Consider the following 17939-nt stretch of genomic DNA (forward strand, 5'->3'; position numbering starts at 1 on the left):
GCCCTCCCGCCCTCACGGCCCGGGGGGCACCCGGTCCGTCTTTCCCATCCCTGCTTCCCGGGAGTCCTTCATGCGTCGTTCCTCGCTCCTGATGCTTCCGCTGTTGCTGCTCGGCACGGCCGCGGCGGCCCAGACGTCCATCCCCACCATCACCTTCAACGACGGCTCGGCGGGCTGGAGCATCGTCCAGTCCGCGCCGCTGGTGCCCGGCGGGCAGGTGAAAATCATCTATGACACGGACCGGCTGCCAGGCTGCCGCGGCACCATCAATGGCAACCCGGCCTGGTCCGTCACCGGCAGCTACCAGCTCAACGACGGCACGGTGGGCAGCTTCTACGCGGGCGGTGGGGCGAACTACCCGGGCCAGTCTCCGGAGGCGGTGCTGGACCTGCCGGAGAACGGCAGCCTGGCGCTGTGGTTCCACATCTCCAACCGGTGGGGCTGCCGCGAGTGGGACTCGAACTACGGCAACAACTTCCGCTTCGACGTGGGCGGCCCGCGCATCGTCTTCGGCGCGGACTGGACGACGGCCGTCTACGGGACGCTGAAGCAGGGCGGCACGGTGACGGTGGACTACGACATCACCCGGCTGTCCGGCTGCCGCCAGACGTACAACGGCCTCCAGACGTGGGACGTGGAGGCGCAGTACCGCTTCGACGGGGGCACCGTGCAGACGGCGCCGCTGACGCAGGTGGTGGGCATGTCCGGCCGCGAGCAGGTGCCGGCCGTCATCACCGCCCCCGCCAGCGCGAGCCTCCTGGAGCTGTGGTTCCGCAACTGGGACCGCACGTCGTGCCAGACGTGGGACTCGGCCTACGGGCAGAACTACCGCTTCACGCTGGTGCCGTGACGTGAGGGCCAGCGTGCCGCGAGGGCGCCATCCCTCGCGGCACGCGGCGTGTGGGGCTACTCGTCGCCCTTGGAGCCGACGAACTGGTCGGCCTTGTCCTTGAAGAGGAGGTTGAAGCTGGTGAGCGAGCCGTAGACGCGGGTGATGTAGCTCTGCATCTCCACCTTCTCCGCGTCCGTCAGCTTCGGGTGCGCGTTGAGCTTCTGCTCCAGCACGCGCAGCCTGTCGCGCACCATGACGACCTTGTGGAACAGGTTGTCGATGGGGAGGTCCTTCGCCTGGAGCTCCGGGTTGGCGGGGACGAGGCGCAGCGTGCCGCCCTCCCACTTGTTGGCCAGGGGCGGCGCGTCGACCATGCCGGACGCCTCCCGGAAGATGTCCATCAGCTCTTCACGCGTCATGCTCAGCCCTTCCAGGTCCACCACTTCATTCGGGTCCACGCGGCGCCGGACGACCACGGGCGCCACGTTGCGCGCGGTCCGCTCGCGCGCGGGCGTGGAGGCCGCGGGGGGCGTGGCGCTCCCCCGGGGCACGTACTTGTCGCAGACGGGCGCGGACGGAGGAAACAGTCCGCGCCACGAGTGCAGCCGGCAGGCGCCCACCCACCCCCGGCGCTCCTCCACCGAGTGCGGGCTGAACAGCTTGCAGTTGGCGCACACCCGCTCCTCCGGCTTGAAGACCGGAAATGGAGGCGAGGAACCGTCCGCGGCGTCCGACATCAGCGCGTCTCCTGCACCGTGGGCTTGCCCTTGCGCACGCCGAGCTCGCGCAGGAGCGCGTCCGCGTTCTCCACCTGGTCCAGCGTCCAGAGGATGTAGCGCACGTCCACGTTGACGTTGCGGGCCACGTCCGGGTTGTAGCCGAAGTCGTTGGCCACGTTCTCCCAGACGCGGTCGAAGTTGACGCCCACGAGCTGGCCCTTGCCGTTGACGGTGGGGCTGCCCGAGTTGCCGCCGGTGGTGTCCGCGTTGGCGAGGAAGTTCACCGGCACGTCCTTGAGGCGCGGGTCCATCCACGTGCCGAAGCGCTTCGCCTCGGCGACCTGGGACACCTTCTCCGGCACGTCGAAGGGCTCCTCGCCGGTGTGCTTGGCCAGGAGGCCGGACAGCGTCGTCTGCGGCGTGTAGAGGGCGCCGTCACGCGGCGCATAGCCCTGCACCTTGGCGAAGGTGACGCGCAGGGTGCCGTTGGCGTCCGGGGCCACGGGCTTGCCGGCGTGCGCGAGCACCGCCTTGCGCCACTCGGGCCGCAGGCGCATGGCCGCGCCCTGGCGGCGGTCCTTCACGTCGTCCAGCGCGGTGAGCTCCTTCGCCAGGTCCAGGCCGAAGGCGAGCAGCGGGTCCTTGCGGGCCTCGAGCTGCGCCACCGTCTCGCCCGCCATCTTCATGCGCTCGGCGAGCGTGAGGACCTTGGTGCCGGCGTACATGGCGTCGATCTTCGCGGCGACGTCCTTCTCGGAGAACGTCTTGCCGAAGTGCTTGTCCACGGCGGCGATGCGCTCGTCGGGGCCCAGCGCCTGGGCGCGGCGGACGAAGGCCTGGAGGAGCTTCTTGTCCGCGGGGAGGAAGAGGTTCTTCTGCTCGCGCTCCAGGCGGTCCTTGAGGCGCGGCATCTCGCGCTCCATGTACTCGGGGCGGCGCTCCAGGTCCGGCTTGGCGCGCTCGGCGGCGAGGCGGGACACCGTCACCGCCAGGGCCGGGCCCCGGGCGAGGCGGCCGGTGGAGCCGAGGAGGAACTCGCGCTCGAACACCTTGCCGGTGGCGGCCTGCTCGGCCAGGAGCGCCTCGCGGGCCTTCATGGCCTCGGCCCACTTCGCGCCGTTCTTCTGGGCCCAGGCGGCGACGGCGGCCTCGGACTCGCGCTGCTTCTCCACGATGCGGCCGCGCTTGAGGCCGGCGAGCTGGCCGCCCGCGTTCTTGTGGACGTTGTGCAGGCTCTTGAGCTGCGAGGCGACGGCAATCTTGCCGGCGGCGTCCTTGTCACCCTCCTCCTCGAGGATGCGGATGGCCTCGCCGAACACGTCGCGCATGCGCGGGTAGAGGCGGGACTGGCGCTCGGCCATCTCCTCCGCGAGCAGCGCGCGCCAGGTGACGCCGGGGTAGCCCAGCACCATGACGAAGTCGTCGGGCTTCACGCCCTCGGTGGCCAGGGGGAAGAAGAACTCCGCCTTGTAGGGGACGTTCTTGTCGCTGTAGGGCGCGGACGCGCCGTCCGGCGCGGTGTACGCGCGGAGGATGGCGAAGTCACCGGTGTGGCGGGGCCACATCCAGTTGTCCTCCTCGCCGCCGTACTCGCCCACGGCGCGGGGCGGGGCGTAGACGAGGCGCACGTCGGCCAGCTCCACCGCGTCCACGAGCGTGTAGTTGAGACCGCCGTCGAACGAGGCCACCTGACAGCGGGTGGCGGGGCGCTTCTCGCACTCGGCGACGAGCTCCTTCTGCTTGCGCTCGATGGCCTTGAAGCGCGCGAGGTCATCGGCGCCCGCGGGCACGGCGGCGAGGACGTCCTTCGTGACGTCCTTGAAGCTGCGGGGGACCTGCACGCGGGAGCCCTTGCCGGGCAGCTCGTCCTCGCGCTTGGAGGCGAGGAAGCCGTCGGTGATGAGGTCCCGCTGCGGGGTGCTGTGCTCCTGGATGACACCGAAGGCGCAGTGGTGGTTGGTGATGACGAGGCCGGAGGGAGCGATGAACGCGCCGGAGCAGCCCCCGACATTCACGGCGCCGGCGAGCAGGCCGGTGCCGCGCTGGGGGTCCCAGAGCTTCTTGGGAGGCACCTGGAGGCCCTGCGCGCGAAGCCACGCCGGATCCAGCTCCAGGACCTGCTGGGGAGTCCACTTGCCTTCACCGGCCAGGGCCGGAGCCGCCACGAGCGACAGGAGGAGGAGCGTCTTCTTCATGGTGCCCCTTCCCTACCCCGTCCGGCGCCCGCAGGCGACCTTGTTTCATGCAACGCTTTGCGCCATGGGACGGGGGATTTTCCGGGAAGGCGGACCGGGCTTAAGTGTTGGGGTGTCCCAGGAGGGGAGCAAGCGATGAAGACGGCCAGCGGAGCACAGCTTGATTTCGGCCGGTTGGCCCTCCTCCTGCTGATGCTGGGGGTGGGGTGGTACTTCTGGTACTCGCCCGTCCTGTGGCCGCTCAAGGTGCTGGTGGTGATGATGCACGAGAGCGGGCATGCGCTGGCCACCCTGCTGGTGGGGGGCTCGGTGGACAAGATCCACCTGGCGGCGAACGAGTCGGGCTCCTGCCTGTCACGGCTGCCGCCGGGCTTCCTGGCGCAGGTGGCGGTGTACTCGGGGGGCTACCTGGGGAGCGCGGTGGCGGGCGCGGGGCTGCTCCTGGCGACGTTCCGCTTCCGGCTGCGGCGCTGGGTGCTGGGGGCGGCGTGTGTGTGGCTCGCGGTGATGGGGATGCTGTACGGGGGTGACGGGTTCACCCTGCTCTTCTGCCTGGGCACGGCGCTGGTGCTGGGGCTGGCGGCGAAGTTCCTGCCCGACGGCGCGGTGGATGCGCTGAACCTGTTCCTCGCTGCGTTCACCGCGCTGTACGCGGTGTTCGACTTGAGGGACGACCTGTGGAACAGCGCGGTGCGCTCGCAGAGTGATGCGGCGCTGCTGGCGGACCTGACGTGGATTCCCTCGGTGGTGTGGGCCGCGCTGTGGACGCTGCTGGCCGTGGGCCTGCTGGTCGTCGCCGCGTACTGGTCCATGCACGCGAAGCCGCGCGGAATGCAGATGCCCAAGGTGCCCACGCGGGCGCGGAGGGTGTGACCGGACTGGCATTTCTGCTTTTTCCTGTATTCTCGGTTTCAGTGCTTCAGCTGAAGGAAGCCGGGAACAGGAGAAGTCATGCCACCACGAGCGTGGTGTCCCCTACTGCTGGCGTGCCTCCTCACCGGCTGCGCCACGGCGAGGACAGTGCATCTCGACACAGGTGACGGGACGCCCTTCGTCCTCACGCCGCGAATCGATACGGCGCCGGTGGCGCTGGATGACGACGACTTCGCGGACGCGGTGAGAAGCCTGGCGAACACGGTTCACGGGTCCGAGCACCCGAAGGCCGCGGTGCTGAGACGCTTCGACGTCCCACGTGAGCCATACATGGGGCGGAGGCGACTGGGCCTCGTCTCGGTGGAGGAGCCTGGACGAGGCCGTCTCGTCCTATCGGAGGAGCCGAACGCCGCCACGGAGCTGGTGAACGCCTATGGGCGCTGGTGTCACCGGCAGAAGCTGATGGGCGACTGCCTGCACCTGCTGGATGAAGACGTCATGCTCGATGACGAGGGCAAGCGAACGCTGGCCTTCCGTATCGCCCTCGACACCGTGTGGGACGAGATCCGCGAAGCACTGGAGGGCCTGACGAACCGGGACACGATGGTGGCCATGCTGGCCACCACGGGCGCGGTGTACTTCGGCTTGTGGCTGCTGCCGGAGCCCGTGAGCAAGGGGTTGGCCGCGGTCCTGACGGTGGGCCTCGTCGCGTACCTCGGCTGGGACACGGTGTGGAGCCTCATCCAGGGCTGGCGGGTGCTGGTGGCCCAGGTGGAGACGGCCACCACCTTTGATGAACTCCGTGACGCGGGCGAACGCTACGGCGCGGTGATGGGCGGCAACGCGGCGCGCGTCTTCGTCATGCTGGCGATGGCGGCTCTCGGCAGCACGGCCCAGACGCTGGCAACGAGGATTCCCACCCTGCCGGGCTCCGCCCAGGCAGCGCTGGTCGGCGTGGAGCAGGGAGGCTTACGGCTGTCGGCGGCGGGACAGGTGACGTCGGTGTCGGTGGCTCCGGGCGGCGTCGTCACCATCGCCCTGGACCCGGGCGCGGTGGCCGTGACCACGCCGGTGGAGACCGACGAGCACGAGCACCACATCGCCACGAACAAGTGGTGGAAGTCCCCCCATCAGGGGGGCCTTGGTCCCCCCGGCTCAGGCAACTCTTCGACAAGGCCGGCATGTCCCTGGACGATGCGGAGAACACGGTCCGCGTCAGTGGGCACAAGGGGCCGCACCCCCGGAAGTATCATGAGGAAATTTTTGAACGATTGAGAGATGCAACCCAGTCCTGCCGGACCATTGAGCAATGTAGGGAGGCCCTCGTGCTGGAGTTGAGGGACCTGGCGCGGGAGATCCGCACCCCCGGCTCCCGACTTAACAAGCTGGTCACCCGAACGGAATGAGCAGGAGCCTCGTGGCGATGCGGTACTTCAAACTCTCCGATGACATGGACATCCCCGGGCGCTGGGAGCTGGGCACGCCCACGGATGCCCAGGGGCAGGACGCCGGGTCATGGCTGTTCATGCGCGGAGAAGGAGTCCAGGTCGAGGGGCCACTTCGAGTTCCCATCTACCAGCCCGGCAGGAGCCTCGACTTCTCGCTCGCGGATGCCGGAGCCGTCCCTGTCGTGACCGCCAGGGTGGCGACGCTCCTGTCCAGCCTGGCTCCCCATGACGTGCAGCTCTTCCCAGCGGAGGTGGACACCCGGCGGGAGCCCTACTTCCTCGTCAACGTCACCCGACTGGTGAGGTGCATCGACGACGAAGCCTCGGAAGAGGTGCGCTACTGGAAGCCGGAGGACGGCCGGCCGGAGAAGGTCGGCAGGTACCGGGCGGTTGCTGGCATGCGCATCGACCCGAACAAGGTCGGAGATGCCAGGGTGTTCCGAACGTGGGGATGGACCATCTCGCTCATCGTTTCGCAGGACATCAAGGACGCATTGGAGCGCGAGGCCCTCACCGGGATGAGATTCCAGGAAGTCACTGGGGTCCTCGGGCCCCGTACCTCACAGCCTCCCAGGACATAGCGGTGTAGGCTCACCGAGATGCCGACGCATGAAGAGCAGTGGGAGCACCTCCGCTCGCGAATCGAGGTGGCTGTCCTCGGGGGCTACATCGACGAGAAGGAGATTCTCGCCCACGCCGAGGAGGACCTCGAAGAAGGTTCCAGCGAGCACGAGTCGCTCCCCTCCTACGCCCGGCGCCTCCTTGATGAGCAGCGCGCGGCGGAAGCGCGGTGGACCGAGCCCACCGTCAATGACGCCATCACCCGCGCCTTCGACGAGCTGAACAGCCGCGGCATCGTCGCGCTGGAGAACGCCGGCTACACCAAATCCGAGGGCTGGGAGGACGTCGGCAACGTCGCGAAGTACAGCTACGAGCCCATGCGCGGCGCCACCTTCTTCCATGGCCAGGACGTCGAGCGCGGCGTGCTCGGCGCGGGCCTCTGGCTCGCCTTCGGTGCCCTGGACGCGGACGGCAACCCGTCCGACGACGACGCCGCGAGCCTCGCCATCGCCCACGAGGTCCGCGAGACGCTCGCGCGCCACGGCGTCCCCACCGAGTGGAACGGGAGCGTCGAGCAGCGCATCCACATCCCGCCCTTCGACTGGCGCAAGCGCCGCTGGACGCAGGCCGCCCAGAAGTCTCCTCCGCCCACCCGCTTCAGCTGTGAGCGGGTCATCCAGGGCGCGATGCACGAGCGAGGCGTCTCGCGAGAGGACGCCATCGCCGCCCTCGAAGGCTTCTTCAGCGACATGGCCCGGAAGCACTACGGCGCGCAGTTCGCCTTCGAAGCCCACTACGACCCGGAGCAGGACAGGGTCGAAATCTTCCGCACCATCACGGCCGTGGAGCAGCGCTCCGACGACCCGGCCGTGGCCGTGAACGAGCGGTTCTGCTCGCAGCTCAACGCCGTGCTCAAGGGAGGCATCGAGCCCGGAGATGAGCTGATCTTCCAGGTCTTCTACCTGAAGGACGATGACTACCTGGCCCAGGCCCAGGATGAGCAATACGCACGCCTCCTCGACATGGAGACCGACCGCCGCTTCATGGAACTGCCCACCGTGCGGGCCGTGAGGCAGGGCGTCCTCGAACAGCTCCGCGCAATGGGGCGTTAGCGCGGAGGCCGGGCATCGAGCACCAGGTCGTACTAGTAGTCCCGTCGTCTCTCGAAGGCGGAGCTGACGTAGCCGGCGTCGGTCTGGACGTAGGTCACCTCCGTCCCGTTCTTCGAAACGAACATGTCGAAGTGCGAAGTGACTCCGAGGTTGTCGGTGAGCGTCGCGGTGCCGCTGCAGTCCGGCTTGAGGGTGTAGGTGCCCGTGTAGACGACGCGCGTGATCTCACCATTGGTACTGATGGTCGCCGAACCGGTAAAGGTCCCGTCCCCTTGGAAGAAATCATGACCGGCCTGAGCGAAGGGGACCCGCTCGGACCCACTCACGATGTACCCATCAGTCGCATAGACGTAGTGGCCCTTCAGGATGCGCGGCCTGCATTGGGAATTCGCCGAATGCTCCGCCTCGAGAGTCTCGCCAGATGCCTCGTGCGCAAGTCCCAGGAGACCGGCCGTGAGGACACTTCCCATGACGTACCATTGGAGTCGCTTCATGCTCCCCCTCCTTCGTTTCGGGCCATCACGGCCCGATGCACTGGAGGACGGAGAGTGGGCGCTGCCCGGGCTTTCTCACATCGAACCTGGGTAGGTCTCGGCCGTGCAGTGATGGATTGCCGAGTACGGCGGCGAGCGGAGGAAGGCCTGGGTGGGTGCGGACTCCAGCGAGTGGGAGTCGAAGCAGGAGCCCCCTCGTGCCCTAGGGCTGGCCACCCGCGACGAATCGAGCACACGCCAAACTGTCTGTCAGTTCAACACAGCTCCATGGATGTGCACCCTCCTATCGAGGCATCCGGTCGTCTATCCATTCAACAAGACCCACCTCCATGGGAGCCACCATGTCCGCGTACTTCTCATTCATGCAAGGCCAGGATCAGGAGTTCATCTTCGAGGTCACCGACGAGGCGACAATCAAAAAGGCACGCGACATCCTCGCCGGCAGGGAAACGAGCGAGACGCATGTCATGGGCCAGATCTTGATGGGCCAGAAGCCATACAACCCCAACTTCAGCTTCCATCTCCGGCCGGAATCCATCCGCTTCTTCCAGATGGCAATCGAGGTCTGTGATGCCAATATGCGGTATGTCGAGGACCACCTGGACGAGGCCGGAGGCGCCTTCCTCCCGGGCCGCATCTGGTGCCCGTGGGACTCCCGGCTGAAGCGCGAAGTCACGGTCACGCACTGAAGTTGCCGGGCTCGGGGGCCCTCGTCATCGAGGATACGGGCTTCCCGATGAAGGGGCTGGGCTTCCCGGGCCGTTCCCGGAACGACCGCGTCTCCTCGGCGCGCGTCGCTCGAATTTTCTGTCGTCGCCACGAAATGGTCCGGGGGCCGCGTCGTAGTCAGCGCTGACCGAGCACGTGCTCGGGCTCCTTCAGCGCCCGCCCTCCCGGAGAATCAATGAAGCGCCTCGCCCCCCTGTGGGCCTTCGCCCTGCTCATCCCGACGCTCGCCCTCGCGACAACCGCCCCCGCGCAGCCGGGACCGGCAACAGAGGCCGAGCTGCGGCAGTCCCTGACCACGCTGCTGGAGGAGCACCACATCCCCGGCGCGAGCTACGCGGTGTTCGACCGCCAGGGAACCGTGCTCAGCGGAGTCATCGGGCTGGCCGACAGCGGCACCCGGGCCCCCGTCACCGATGGCACGCTCTTCCGGCTCGGCTCCATCACGAAGACGGTGACGGCGATCGCCATCATGCAGCTCGTCGAGCAGGGCCACTTCGGACTCCAGACTCCCGTCTCGGAGCTGCTGCCCGAGGCCCCCATCGAGAATCCCTTCGGCGAGAGCGACCCGGTCCGCGTGGTCCACCTGCTGACCCACACCGCGGGCTTCGACGACACGCACATCAAGGCGTTCTTCAGCCCCGTCGAGCGGCGGGGCCGCCACCTCGAGAGCAGCCTCCAGCATCCCGAGCCGCTGGTGGTGCGCTGGCGGCCCGGCAGGCACGAGGGCTACAGCAACCCGGGCTACGTGTTGCTCGGCGCCATCCTGGAGGCCCACTACCAGAAGCCTTGGGAAGACGTCGTCTCGGAACGGGTCCTGAAGCCGCTGGGCATCACGCACGTCGCCGCCCTCGGCACGCAAGCCGCCCGGCGAGACCATGCCCCGGGACACAGCGGCTCCGACATGCACCGCACCCCCGTGTTCTTCGAGCAGACCCAGGCTGACGGAGCGCTGTGGTGCACGGCGACGGACCTGGCCAGGCTCGGCCGCTTCATTCTCACCGACGGCGCTTCCGCCCCCGGGGTGCTGCGACCGGAGACCGTCCGCCTCATGAAGCAGGCACAGGGCACGGTGGGCACCCGGGAGGGCCTCGCCTACGGCGCGGGGCTGGGGCTCCACCATCGCATCATCCAGGGCCTGCTCTGGCAGGGCCACGCGGGCGGCGTGCTGGGAGGCAAGGCGAGCATGCACTTCCACGCCGAGCAGGGCCTGGGCTACGTGCTGCTGCTCAACAGCGACAACGAGCTGAGGAAGCTCGAGGAGCCGCTCGCCGCGTTCATCTCCCACCAGACGCAGTGGAAGCCGTCGGCGCCGACCCTCCGGCCCATCGAGAGCGATGTCGACGGCTGGTACCGCTACGCCAACCCACGCATCTCGCTGCTGAGCCTGCCCACCTATCTGCTCGATACGGCCCGTGTGACGGCGAAGGGCGACACGCTGAGCGTCGAACCTCCCCTGCCGGGCTTCGGCTACCAGGCGACGCTGAAGCACCACGGCGAGGGCCGGCTCTCCGACGTCGACTACGGCGACGTGGTCAACGGGGTCGTGGTCCGTGACGAGAGTGGCGCGGCCGTGGGGCTCGAGCTGGGAGGCGACTACCTGCGGCGCACCTCGATGGCGGCGGCGGTCCTCCCGCTCGCGAGCGTGCTGCTGTCCCTCGCCCTCCTGCTGAGCACGCCCTTCGGGCGCCGCGCCTCGCTGCGCAACCGCTGGGTGCGCCGCCTGCCGAGCCTCGCCCTGCTGTCTCTGGTGCTCGGCATCGTCTGCGCGGCGAACCTGGAGTGGACCCTGCTCGCGCACATGAACTGGCAGACGGTGGGGGTCTGGGCGGCATCCGTGCTGTTCCCGGCCTTCGGTGTGGCCGGCCTCGTCCTCAGCGTGCGCACCTGGCGGCAGGAGCCCGTGGCCGTGGCGAGGTGGCGCTGCCTGCTCGGGTCCGCGTCCGCCGTGTGCCTGAGCCTCTGGTTCGCCACGTTCGGGTTGTTCTCGTTCGCGCTATGGCGGTGGTAGCGCGCCGTGCTCGGGAGCAACGCCCACCGGCGCGCGCGCATCCAGCTGCTCAATCAGGAATGAGATGTCCCCGAGGTGACGGGCGCCGGTGAAGTGGTCGAGCACGTCCTGACGGGCCCGTGTCCCCAGGCGCGCGGCGAGCTCGCGGTCACACAGGAGCGTGCGCACCTCGGCGGCGAACTCCGCGAGGTCGCTCGCGTCCCGCACCAGCAGGCCATTCACGCCGTGGACAATCTGGTCCTGGATGCCGCCCACCGCGCTGGCGACCACGGGGCGCTCCTTCCACATCGCCTCGGTGACGGTGAGCCCGAAGCCCTCCTGCAGGCTCTTCTGCACCACCACCGCCGCGTGCCGCTGGAGCGCGTTGACGATGGCGGCGTTCTCCTCCGCGTCCTTCATCGGCAGGCACGCCAGGTGGATGCGCTGGCGCAGCAGGTGCGGCAGCCCCCGCCATCGCTCGACGACGGCGTTGAGCGTGGACGCCGCCTCGGGGTCGTCCGCGACGGACGTCACCGCGGGCCCCGCGAGCACCAGCTCCGCGCGCAGGCCGGGGTGCTCTCGCGCGAGCAGGGCGAAGCCGTTCAGCACGCCCGCCGGGTCCTTCAGCGGGTCCCACCGCGACACCTGCACCACCAGCGGCGTGTCCCGCGCGGGCGCCGAGCCCAGCCGGATGATGTCCGCCCCGCGCGACACCCGCGCCGGCACCCCGTCGCCCCGGATGAAGGCGGGCTCCATGACGCAGGCCCCATCCCCCAGCAGTCCCGTATGCGCGAGGATGGAGCAGGCCACGTCGGGCGCCATGGACTGGTTCTTCACCGCGAAGACGTCGATGGAGGGCCGGATGACGAGCGCGCGGTCCGCGCACTGCGGCGGCACGTACGAGGCGCGGCTGAAGACCGCCAGCCGCACGGCGGCCAGCCCCGGCGCGAGGAACTCCCACGCTCGCGCCACCTCGGCGTTGCGAAGGTCGCTGCCCACGTGACAGCGCCACGCCACGCCGGCGCCCACCTCCGCGAGCGCCGGCGCCAGCCCCAGCGTCTGCGGGTCATGCAGCAACACCAGGTCACCCGGCCGCACCAGGGCGAGCAACTCCTCCGCGTTGTCGCGCAGCACCTCGTCGTAGAGCGCCCGCTCGGCCAGGCCCAGCGGTGAGCCGTCCCCGGGCGAGCCGTGCAGCGCATGGTGCAGCCGCTTCGTCACCCGGAAGAACTCGGGCGTGCCCTCCAGCACCATCCACCGCGCGTCCACTCCCGCCCCACGGGCATAGGCGAGCAGCCGGGGAATCATCTCGGCCACGCCTCCGCCCCGCGCGGTGGTGTTCACGTTCCAGAAGGTGCGGCCCGCCATGCGGGTGCGCGTCCGCTCGGCATGCGCCATGAGCGCACGCCAGCCCTCCTGGCCCACCACGGACTCGAAGCACGTGAGGGGCTCGGCGCGGACGTGGACCTCGAAGGGCTTCAGCGTGCCGGTCATGCCCTGCGGCCAGCCCGCGAATGCCCGCGCGCCCTCCCCGCTCATGCTCGTCTGCGCTTGTGGCACCGAAGGACTTCCTCCCACCGGAAGATGGGCGCTCCCCCGATTGCGATGCATGGCTCCCACGGACAGCCGGCATGGAGGCGACGGGTGCCACGGCGGCCACTGTCGACTCGTGGACACTCCCCCTGCCCGCCCAGCCCGCACTGTAAGTGAAACAGGAATATAAGAAATTCAGGGATTCCGCATCTCAATCCCTGTCATCGGAATCCCTGTTTCAGCCAGTCCTGCCCGCGACAAGGAGCACCCATGCGTCGTGTCTCGAGAACAGCCGTCTGTCTTTCCGTCCTGCTGTCGCTACCCGCCTGGGCCTTCACGCCCGAAGCGCCCTCCGCGCGGAGCGCGCTGGCGAGCCAGGCCTTCTTCAAGCCCGAGCTGTCCATCCCCAGCTCGCAGCTGCCGCTGGATGAAGCCCTCCCGAGGATGGGCCGCCCGGCGGCCACGGCCTGGGAGGACTTCTTCGCGCGCAACGGCCGCGACTTCCGCGTCTACGTGGACCCGACGACGGGCACGGCGACCAACATCATGGGCGCCGTCCCCCTCATCCCGGGAGACGGCGTGGGCAACAAGCTCACCCTGGAGGAGCTGCGCAAGCAGCTCGGGCGCTCCGTCTCGCGGGTGGACGCGGCCGTCGTCGCCGAGCGGGTCGTCCAGTTCATCCAGGCCCACCACGCCGCGCTCGGCGTGGACGTGCGCCAGCTGGGAGAGCCCCGGGTGGAGCAGGTCACCGAGCATCTCTGGCAGGTCTCCATTCCCCAGCAGCACGAGGGAATCCCCGTCCGTCACGGGCGGCTGGCGGCCACCCTCAGCCATGGCAACCTCGTCCTGCTGGGCACCGAGTCCTGGAGCAACGTCCGGCTCGCGCCCCTCCCGCTGGTGCCCGCGGACCAGGCGATGCTGACGGGCAACGAGCACCTGGGCCTGTTCGAGAGCCCTCCGGCGCTCTGGAAGGAGCCCACGCTGGAAATCGTCCCGATGGCCAGCCGGGACAGCGCCTTCGGCGCGGGCTACCAGCACCAGCTCGTCTGGAGCTACGGCTTCCAGCTGGCGGGCGAGGTCCAGCGCTGGAAGGTGACGGTGGAGGCCACCCGGGGCGAGGTGCTCGCGCTCGAGGATGACAACCACTACGCCGACGCGACCATCAAGGGCGGCGTCTACCCGCTGACCAACACGGACACCTGCACGGGGACGTCCACCTGCGGCATCAGCTTCGCCAACACCCCCATGCCGTGGGCGGACACGGGCTTCGCGTTCCCGAACGACTACACGGACAGCGCCGGCGTCTTCGACTACACCGCCGGCACCACCACCACCACGCTCAGTGGCCGGTACGTCCGCGTGCTGGACGGCTGCGGCCCCATCACCGCTTCCGCCGCGGGCTCCATCAACCTGGGCGGCGTCACCGGGCAGCATGACTGCACCACGCCCGCCTTCTCCGCGGGCAACACGGCCTCGTCGCGCAGCGCCTACTACGAGCTCAACCGAATCGCCGAGCTCGCCCGCGGCTGGCTGCCCGGCAACCTGTGGCTGCAGGGCCAGCTCACGTCCAACATGAACATCGTCAGCACCTGCAACGCCTTCTGGAACGGGAGCACCGTCAACTTCTTCCGCAGCGGCGGGGGCTGCCGGAACACGGGCGAAATCGCCGCCGTGTTCGACCACGAGTGGGGCCACGGCCTGGATGACAACGACGTGGCGGGCACCCTGAGCAACTCCAGCGAGGCGTACGCGGACATCGCGGCCATCTACCGGCTGCCGACCTCGTGCGTGGGCTACGGCTTCTACCAGACGGTGGACCAGGGCTGCGGCATGACGCCGGACGGCACGGGCTACAACGTGAACGAGGCCCAGGTGGGCCCGGCGTGGTGCACCACCCGCTGCTCGGGCGTGCGCGACGCGGACTGGGCGGCCCACGCCAACAACACGCCCGCCACGCCCCAGAACTTCGTGTGCCCCAGCTGCGGCACCGGCTCGGGCCCCTGCGGGCGGCAGGTGCACTGCGCGGCGTCTCCCGTGCGGCAGGCCGCGTGGGACCTGGTGGCGCGTGACTTGAGGGCCGCGCCCTTCAGCTTCGACGCCAACACGGCGCTCACCATCGGCAACAAGCTCTTCTACCAGGGCAGCGGCAACATCGGCTCCTGGCACGCCTGCAACTGCACGGCCGGGACGTCCGACGGCTGCGGCGCCACCAACGGCTACATGCAGTGGCTGGCGGCGGACGACGACAACGGCAACATCAACGACGGCACGCCGCACATGACGGCCATCCACGCCGCCTTCAACCGCCACAACATCGCGTGCGCCGCGCCGGCGCCCGCCAACACCGGCTGCGCGAGCGGCCCCACCGCGGCGCCCACCCTCATCGCCACGGCGGGCGCGGGCCAGGTGACGCTGCAGTGGAGCCCGGTGGCCGGTGCCGGCCAGTACTGGGTGATGAAGTCGGACGGCTTCGCCGCGTGCAGCTACGGCAAGGCCCGCACCGCCACCGTCACGAGCACCACCTACACGGATGGCGAGGTCACCGCCGGGCGGCAGTACTGCTATTCCATCGTCCCCGCCAGCAGCAACGCCTGCTTCGGCAAGGCCTCCGTCTGCACCTGCGCGACGCCCACCTGAGCGCCGGCCGGGACTCCGGCGCGACCGCGAGCCGCACGCGGTCGCGCCGGGCCTTCCCCTCACGCTACGGCGTGTACGTGAAGGTCACCGTCGAGTTGCACGGGTGGTTGCCAGGAATGTCGCCGAAGTCGATGTCGACGCCCGGCGTGTTGACCTTGTCCGGGAAGCCGATGCCGCCCCAGGGCGCCCCCGAGTCGAACCGGGTGAAGCCACCGGTGCCGGTGTACAGCGGGTAGGTGGGGTCCGTCGGAGCGGGCGTGGAGGTGATGTTGAAGTTGGTGGGCCAGTTGCCGCAGGACGCGGGTGCGCCCGGCGGGAAGGAGATGCCGACCTCCTGCTCCACGAAGGGGCGGCTGTTGTAGATGACGAAGAACGGGATGCTGGAGGTGACGGTGTCCGTCTTCGGAATCCAGGTGTTGGCCGCGTTCTGCAGCTGCAGGTTCACCGTGATGCCCGGCTCCACCGGGGCGCCCGCCGGGTTGTAGCAAGCCAGGGGGAAGCCCACGAGCTCGACGATGGTGCACGCGGGAGTGGTGAATTCGAGGTCCGCGTTCCAGGTGCCGAGACCCCCGTTGGTGGGCAGCACGGAGCTGGGGGTGGACGGGGGGCCGCCAATCAGCGTGAAGGTGGTGGAGGCGGTGCCGGCGCTCAGGTTGGCGCGCTGCTCGACCCAGCGGTTGATGGTGCCGTCGAAGCGCCACATCGCCAGGCGGCAGCGGTTCTCGAAGACGCAGGGAGGCATGCGGCCGACCTGCTGGGGCACGCGGAGGACGACCTGCGCCGTCCGGTCACGCCCCAGGTTCACCGCGGCGCCGGTGCTGTCGGTGGCGCCGATGAAGAAGGCGCCCACGGACTCGAGCGCCACCGTCTGACCCTTCGAGTTCACCGCCGTGAAGTCGCCCGGCATGGCGAGCGGCGCGTAGCTGGCCACGGACACCAGCACCGTGCCCGTCACCGGCCTGCCGGCGGCGTCCACCAGCGAGCCCGCGGGGATGTTCACCTGGACGTCCGCCGTCTCGAACGCGATGGGCTGCGTGGCGCTGAACTGCCGCACCGTCGCCCGGGGCAGGACGAGGACGCTGTTGAGGGTGCCGCCGCTCAGGTACCGCGTCAGCGGCGCGAAGCCCGTCTTGCTCACGTTGACGATGTAGCCGTTCGTCGTCGACGGCAGCGCCAGGAAGTAGCGGCCACTGGTATCCGTCGTCCGGGCGATGCCGTTGATGACGACGCTCGCGGCGGCGATGGGCCGGCCCTCCGGGTCCCTCACCGTGCCGGAGAAGGAGACGGTCGCCAGGGCGGACTCGCTCTCTCGGACCGGCTCGGGGCTCGCGGCCTCCGGGCCTTCCACGCATCCGAGCGAAAACACCGCGGGAATCAACAAAGCGAGACACCACGTCTTCATCGCTGCCATGGCGAGACCTCGGGATCTGGGGTGATGTTTCACGGGAGCAATCACTGACGCACTCAGCGTGAAACAGGACCAAGGTAGATGAAGAAGTGAAAAACACGCACTCCGGGTGATTCAGTGGGGACCGGGAGATGTTCGGGACTCAACAGCGTGTGACCCGGGGTTCACCTGGGGAAGGGAGCCAGGGCTCCCTGGGACGAGGGAGGCGGCGCGGACCGCCAAGGCGCAATCTGATGGCGATTCATCCACTCACGCCTCAAAGGACTCCCCATGGACACGCCCACGCGCCCCTCCAGCCGCATCTCCGGCAGCTTCCTCACCACCCGGGACGGCACCCAGCTCTACTTCAAGGACTGGGGCCCGAAGAACGGCCAGCCCATCGTCTTCTCCCACGGGTGGCCGCTCAGCTCGGACGCGTGGGAGGACCAGATGCTGTTCCTGTCGGAGCAGGGCTACCGCACCATCGCGCATGACCGCCGCGGCCACGGCCGCTCGTCGCAGCCGTGGGACGGGCACGACATGGACACGTACGCGGACGACCTCGCCGAGCTGACGGCGGCGTTGGACCTCAAGAAGGCCGTCCACGTCGGTCACTCCACGGGCGGCGGCGAAGTGACTCGCTACATCGGCCGTCACGGCACGTCGCGCGTGGCCAAGGCCGTGCTCATCGGCGCGGTGCCCCCCATCATGCTCAAGACGGACTGGCACCCCAACGGCCTGCCCCGCGAGGTGTTCGACGGCATCCGCAATGGCGTGCGGAACGACCGCTCCACCTTCTTCAAGGAGCTGACGATTCCCTTCTACAGCTTCAACCGCCCGGGCGCGAAGGTGTCCGAGGGCCTGCGCGAGAGCTTCTGGATGCAGGGCATGATGGGCGGGCTGAAGGCCGAGTTCGACTGCATCAAGGCCTTCTCGGAGACGGACTTCCGCGCCGACCTCGCCCGGTTCGACGTGCCCACGCTGGTGATGCACGGCGACGATGACCAGATCGTCCCCCTCGACGCCTCGGCGAAGCTCACCGCCGAGCTGGTGAAGGGCGCGAAGCTGAAGGTCTACCCGGGCTTCAGCCACGGCATGTGCTCGGTGAACAAGGACGTCATCAACCAGGACCTGCTCGCCTTCATCCGGGAATGAGGACAGCCTACACTCCCAGGCATGGTGGTTGACGGCCCCGGGCCCGGCGGCTCATAGTCGCCGGTGGATGACTCTCCCGCTCACCACGACTGGCGCTCAGTGCTGCTGCTGCTGCCGCGTGGCGTGTGCCTGCTGTCTGGCGGGCCCCGAGCACTGGGAGAGCGCGTAGAGCGTCCCTGAAATCTCCCCGTCGCTCGCGCGGCCCGCCCTCCAACGAGGTGTCGGGCCGCTTCCATTTTCACGTCCCGCAGTTCCTTCCCACCCTGGAGGCAGTCCC

Annotated in this window: 13 protein-coding genes and 1 pseudogene; 9 read left to right on the top strand and 5 right to left on the bottom strand. The window is 69.1% G+C overall.

What is annotated here, in order from left to right; all coding sequences use genetic code 11:
- Window positions 1–70: 70 nt before the first annotated feature.
- Window positions 71–850, top strand: coding sequence for a DUF6209 family protein (locus HG543_RS25010; protein WP_169347367.1), 780 nt, complete (start codon window positions 71–73; stop codon window positions 848–850).
- Between the two features lie 56 nt (window positions 851–906).
- Here the strand turns inward: HG543_RS25010 and HG543_RS25015 are convergent, their stop codons facing one another.
- Entirely contained in the window at window positions 907–1569 is a 663-nt protein-coding gene (locus HG543_RS25015; protein WP_169347368.1) for a DUF8685 domain-containing protein, read from the bottom strand.
- Window positions 1569–3746 (bottom strand): S46 family peptidase, encoded by a 2178-nt coding sequence (locus tag HG543_RS25020; protein WP_169347369.1) that lies wholly within the window; start codon window positions 3744–3746, stop codon window positions 1569–1571. Before HG543_RS25020 ends, HG543_RS25015 begins: the two co-directional genes overlap by 1 nt.
- A gap of 135 nt (window positions 3747–3881) precedes the next feature.
- Between HG543_RS25020 and HG543_RS25025 the strand changes: the two genes are divergently transcribed.
- The 4 genes and pseudogenes from HG543_RS25025 (at window position 3882) to HG543_RS25040 (ending at window position 7740) form a co-directional block, all read left to right on the top strand.
- A complete protein-coding gene (locus HG543_RS25025; RefSeq protein ID WP_169347370.1) occupies window positions 3882–4619 on the top strand; it encodes a M50 family metallopeptidase in 738 nt (245 codons plus the stop codon).
- A 78-nt stretch (window positions 4620–4697) separates the two neighbouring features.
- Window positions 4698–6025, top strand: a pseudogene (locus tag HG543_RS25030) (AHH domain-containing protein).
- Window positions 6026–6042: 17 nt separating this feature from the next.
- The gene (locus HG543_RS25035) at window positions 6043–6648 is read left to right on the top strand and encodes an imm11 family protein (protein WP_246357274.1); all 606 of its coding nucleotides are present in this window, start codon (window positions 6043–6045) and stop codon (window positions 6646–6648) included.
- An 18-nt stretch (window positions 6649–6666) separates the two neighbouring features.
- Window positions 6667–7740, top strand: coding sequence for a DUF6891 domain-containing protein (locus HG543_RS25040; protein ID WP_169347372.1), 1074 nt, complete (start codon window positions 6667–6669; stop codon window positions 7738–7740).
- Window positions 7741–7772: 32 nt separating this feature from the next.
- On the opposite strand, the gene HG543_RS25045 is transcribed toward HG543_RS25040, so the two are convergent.
- Entirely contained in the window at window positions 7773–8234 is a 462-nt protein-coding gene (locus HG543_RS25045) for a hypothetical protein (protein ID WP_169347373.1), read from the bottom strand.
- Between the two features lie 341 nt (window positions 8235–8575).
- Between HG543_RS25045 and HG543_RS25050 the strand changes: the two genes are divergently transcribed.
- Together HG543_RS25050 and HG543_RS25055 are read left to right on the top strand one after the other, a co-directional pair.
- Window positions 8576–8923, top strand: a complete 348-nt coding sequence (locus HG543_RS25050) for a BP74-related protein (RefSeq protein WP_169347374.1) — start codon at window positions 8576–8578, stop codon at window positions 8921–8923.
- A 215-nt stretch (window positions 8924–9138) separates the two neighbouring features.
- Window positions 9139–10971, top strand: coding sequence for a serine hydrolase domain-containing protein (locus HG543_RS25055; RefSeq protein ID WP_169347375.1), 1833 nt, complete (start codon window positions 9139–9141; stop codon window positions 10969–10971).
- Here HG543_RS25055 and HG543_RS25060 read toward each other — a convergent pair.
- Window positions 10957–12510 carry a glycosyltransferase gene (locus tag HG543_RS25060; RefSeq protein ID WP_343073427.1) on the bottom strand — a complete coding sequence of 518 codons (1554 nt, stop codon included), beginning with the start codon at window positions 12508–12510 and terminating at the stop codon, window positions 10957–10959. The two genes, HG543_RS25055 and HG543_RS25060, sit on opposite strands and share 15 nt — an antisense overlap.
- 243 nt (window positions 12511–12753) lie before the next feature.
- Here HG543_RS25060 and HG543_RS25065 point away from each other — a divergent pair, with 243 nt between their 5' ends.
- Window positions 12754–15120 carry a gluzincin family metallopeptidase gene (locus HG543_RS25065; protein WP_169347376.1) on the top strand — a complete coding sequence of 789 codons (2367 nt, stop codon included), beginning with the start codon at window positions 12754–12756 and terminating at the stop codon, window positions 15118–15120.
- 64 nt (window positions 15121–15184) lie between these two features.
- Here HG543_RS25065 and HG543_RS25070 read toward each other — a convergent pair whose 3' ends face one another.
- On the bottom strand, window positions 15185–16531 hold the full coding sequence (locus HG543_RS25070; protein WP_169347377.1) for a carboxypeptidase-like regulatory domain-containing protein: 1347 nt from the start codon (window positions 16529–16531) through the stop codon (window positions 15185–15187).
- Window positions 16532–16798: 267 nt separating this feature from the next.
- Between HG543_RS25070 and HG543_RS25075 the strand changes: the two genes are divergently transcribed.
- On the top strand, window positions 16799–17662 hold the full coding sequence (locus HG543_RS25075) for an alpha/beta fold hydrolase (RefSeq protein WP_169347378.1): 864 nt from the start codon (window positions 16799–16801) through the stop codon (window positions 17660–17662).
- The last annotated feature ends 277 nt before the right edge of the window (window positions 17663–17939 follow it).

This window comes from Pyxidicoccus fallax (genome assembly GCF_012933655.1).
GTDB classification, from domain to species: Bacteria; Myxococcota; Myxococcia; order Myxococcales; family Myxococcaceae; genus Myxococcus; species Myxococcus fallax.

What these genes read in the sequence shown, in the direction of transcription:
- HG543_RS25015 (WP_169347368.1), bottom strand. Translation starts at nt 1,569, where the DNA reads ATGTCGGACGCCGCGGACGGTTCCTCGCCTCCATTTCCGGTCTTCAAG.
- HG543_RS25055 (WP_169347375.1), top strand. Translation starts at nt 9,139, where the DNA reads ATGAAGCGCCTCGCCCCCCTGTGGGCCTTCGCCCTGCTCATCCCGACG.
- HG543_RS25025 (WP_169347370.1), top strand. Translation starts at nt 3,882, where the DNA reads ATGAAGACGGCCAGCGGAGCACAGCTTGATTTCGGCCGGTTGGCCCTC.
- HG543_RS25040 (WP_169347372.1), top strand. Translation starts at nt 6,667, where the DNA reads ATGCCGACGCATGAAGAGCAGTGGGAGCACCTCCGCTCGCGAATCGAG.
- HG543_RS25045 (WP_169347373.1), bottom strand. Translation starts at nt 8,234, where the DNA reads ATGAAGCGACTCCAATGGTACGTCATGGGAAGTGTCCTCACGGCCGGT.
- HG543_RS25075 (WP_169347378.1), top strand. Translation starts at nt 16,799, where the DNA reads ATGGACACGCCCACGCGCCCCTCCAGCCGCATCTCCGGCAGCTTCCTC.
- HG543_RS25050 (WP_169347374.1), top strand. Translation starts at nt 8,576, where the DNA reads ATGTCCGCGTACTTCTCATTCATGCAAGGCCAGGATCAGGAGTTCATC.
- HG543_RS25035 (WP_246357274.1), top strand. Translation starts at nt 6,043, where the DNA reads ATGCGGTACTTCAAACTCTCCGATGACATGGACATCCCCGGGCGCTGG.
- HG543_RS25020 (WP_169347369.1), bottom strand. Translation starts at nt 3,746, where the DNA reads ATGAAGAAGACGCTCCTCCTCCTGTCGCTCGTGGCGGCTCCGGCCCTG.
- HG543_RS25010 (WP_169347367.1), top strand. Translation starts at nt 71, where the DNA reads ATGCGTCGTTCCTCGCTCCTGATGCTTCCGCTGTTGCTGCTCGGCACG.
- HG543_RS25070 (WP_169347377.1), bottom strand. Translation starts at nt 16,531, where the DNA reads ATGGCAGCGATGAAGACGTGGTGTCTCGCTTTGTTGATTCCCGCGGTG.
- HG543_RS25065 (WP_169347376.1), top strand. Translation starts at nt 12,754, where the DNA reads ATGCGTCGTGTCTCGAGAACAGCCGTCTGTCTTTCCGTCCTGCTGTCG.